General features: G+C 56.1%; 3 protein-coding genes. All 3 read left to right on the forward strand.

Going from position 1 to position 2,763, the window contains the following annotated elements:
- Positions 1-106 precede the first annotated feature (106 nt).
- From IEX96_RS13955 to IEX96_RS13965, 3 genes are read left to right on the forward strand one after another with little or no spacing between them, the layout of a single operon-like run.
- On the forward strand, positions 107-796 hold the full coding sequence (locus tag IEX96_RS13955; protein ID WP_229773769.1) for a hypothetical protein: 690 nt from the start codon (positions 107-109) through the stop codon (positions 794-796).
- A 54-nt stretch (positions 797-850) separates the two neighbouring features.
- On the forward strand, positions 851-2,230 hold the full coding sequence (locus tag IEX96_RS13960; protein WP_150006449.1) for a hypothetical protein: 1,380 nt from the start codon (positions 851-853) through the stop codon (positions 2,228-2,230).
- Positions 2,227-2,754, forward strand: a complete 528-nt coding sequence (locus tag IEX96_RS13965) for a phage exclusion protein Lit family protein (RefSeq protein WP_188874160.1) — start codon at positions 2,227-2,229, stop codon at positions 2,752-2,754. Before IEX96_RS13960 ends, IEX96_RS13965 begins: the two co-directional genes overlap by 4 nt.
- Positions 2,755-2,763: the final 9 nt, after the last annotated feature.

Below are 2,763 nucleotides of genomic sequence, written 5' to 3' on the forward strand. Positions count from 1 at the left end.
TACATTTTTTTCTGCAATCTGTATTGCTGCTATCGTAATTTGGTGGCTTTAATGAGTCCTGAACCTAGGCTATACGCTACTCGACGCGGGGCGAACATTGCTACCCGTGGTCGACCGTCAGCGCGACGGTGGCCAACCGGATTTATGCGTTCTCGAAGATGGTCATCGTATCTGGATCGAGGCGATAGCACCCGAAGAAGGTGCGCCTGGTCCCGACCAGATTGTACGGCCCATTCCCATGAACGAAGGAGGCGGGCTAATTGCCGCGCCGATCCGTCAAGCGCAGTTGCGGACATCGGGGGCATTTTGGACCAAAGCGCAAAGAATTGCACATTATATCGAGCAAGGTGTGGTTACACCCGACGACACACGGATTATCGCCATCAGCGCCAGCCGGTTCGGCGTCTATGTCGCTGAACAACCTTTACCGCTCATCATGTCAACTCTGTTTCCGGTTGGAGATGCGTACATCACCGTCGACCGAGAGACAGGAAATGTTCTCGATGAAGGATTTCATGCGGCGCCCGTCATCCAGCGCGAAGGCAATCCGATCCCGCGCACGGCATTTCTCGACGAGCGTTTTGCCAACATCTCGGGCGTGATCTGGTCGCGTGTCGGCCTTGGAAATCTGTCGCGCCGGACCCGGCCACTCACATATGTCCACAATCCCCTTGCTGAGGTCCCATTGCCGATGAACTGGGGCGTTTGGGATCGGGAATTCGTCACTGTACGTAGCGACGACGGATGGGAAGCAAACGACATTCTGGTTCCAACACGGACCACGGAAGCCCAATGACATGCTTGCGGCCACATAGTCGACGTCGGGTCGCCGCTATCCATCGAGGTGGCTATGGCTACCGGCGATGAACAACGGCTGATCAAACCCATTTGCCAGCGGCAATTCGAGTTACATGCCCTGTCACTCGAGCATGGGCCAAACTTCGAGCCATCGCACATCTTCAGCGCATATCAGGTAGGGCGCGGCACCGCATGCGGTTGCATTCTCCTTGACCCTGAACAGGGAACGTTTTCGACATTGGTTCTCCGTCGCCGTATCGATCACCGCTGGGTTCTGGTGGACGAAAGCGGGCCAATTTTCAGTCCGGAAGCTGCGCTTGACCGGCTCAGCATCAATATGCGTGGAGGCGATCCGCCAGAACCACTTCCGCCCGGTGTGCGGAAACGCCCGCCACTGATGAAAGTCGGCCCTCGCGGCATCTCGCCGGAGTTTCGGCTTTTGACCAGCACCTTCAGTCATGTGCCAGCCCTCATGGCTGTCGGTGAATGCTATCTGGCGCTTCACAAACCCGACGCGAACTTCGTCACCGACCTGCAAACCAACAATTTTGCTGCAAGGCTCTTCGAACTTTACCTTCTCGCCTGCTTCCGCGAGCAGGGTTTGGTGGTGCGGCAGGATCATGTTTCGCCGGACTTCTGGATTGAAAAGGATGGCGCCACTTGTTGGATCGAGGCGGTGACGGCAAATTCAGAGGTTCCGCAATTTGGCGGCATCGGCGAATGGATGCATGCTCCCGAAGATCGTACCGAGCGCCTGACCGGTGCGCCCGCGGAGCGGTTCGCCAAGACCTTACGCAGCAAGCTACAGCGAAATTATCATGAACTGGACCATGTGAAGGGGCACGCCTTTGCCCTCGCAATCGCCGACTTCCACGAGTCGGGTTCGATGGTATGGAGCCGTGAGGCCCTACCAACATATCTTTACGGCTTGCGCGCCGATGTTGAAGGGGAAGGATCCAGCCGCCGCGCCATTGGCACACCTATCAGCAATCTTACGGGAGAACACAGCATCCCAGCTGGCCTGTTTCGCAATCCCGAATTCACACATCTTTCAGCTGTGATTTTCAGCAATGCCGGAACGATGGCCAAGTTCAATCGTATGGGCTTTCTCGCAGGATGGCGGCCCTCAGGATTGGAAATGGTTCGGCGCGGTATCCTTTTTGACCGAACGCCTGGGGCCCTTGAACCCATCGACTTCGAGCTTTCCGTCGGCAGCGCGGAGTATCAATCGCTCTGGCCATGGGGCGAAGCGTGGTGCCAGGAACTTGAAGTGTATCACAATCCGCTGGCGGCTAATCCAATCCCGTTTGACCTTATCCCGGGCGCGACACACTGGTTTGAGCGCGATGGCGATGTCGAATGCAGCACAATTTGGGAGAATTCTATTCTATCGTCGGTGACCCTTTTACGCATGGAGGAAGAAAAGACGTGACAGCCGAGCCATCCGAAAGGACCATTATTCTTCATCTTCTGCGCGGCGCTGTCCCCGAGCGCGCCGATGACATTGGCCGCCTTTGGGCGCAATACGGCCATGCCATCGAAGTTTCGCCAAATACCGAAGGCGTCACAATGAACGCAGACGCCAAGCGTATCCAATTCGATACCAAGACCATAGACTTATTCTGGTTGCTCGGCTTCAGCGTATGGCGAGCCATCGAAGTGTACTCGCCGGCGTTGGTTATTGCGACTTCGAACGGGATACCCCTCGACCAAGCCCTAAACATCGACGCTGACCGTGACCAGTATGAATTTGATTTCAAGCAGCGCATCGGCTCTGCCCAGTCGCTCATTGGGGCGCAGCAGACAACTGACATCTCTTGGCCAGCGGACGTACCTAAGCCGACCGCTGATCGTGAAAGCTTGGATGACGTCCAGCATATGGCGGCGTTCGATCTCATTGGTCTGCCCCCCGAAAAGTGGCCCGTTTTCAGAGAGAGGATTTTGGCTTATTCATGACCGTGAATA

The sequence above is a fragment of the Iodidimonas muriae genome (assembly GCF_014647255.1).
Lineage (GTDB): Bacteria > Pseudomonadota > Alphaproteobacteria > Sphingomonadales > Rhodothalassiaceae > Iodidimonas > Iodidimonas muriae.

Excerpts from the sequence above, each read along its gene's own strand:
- IEX96_RS13960 (WP_150006449.1), top strand. The coding sequence starts at position 851 with ATGGCTACCGGCGATGAACAACGGCTGATCAAACCCATTTGCCAGCGG.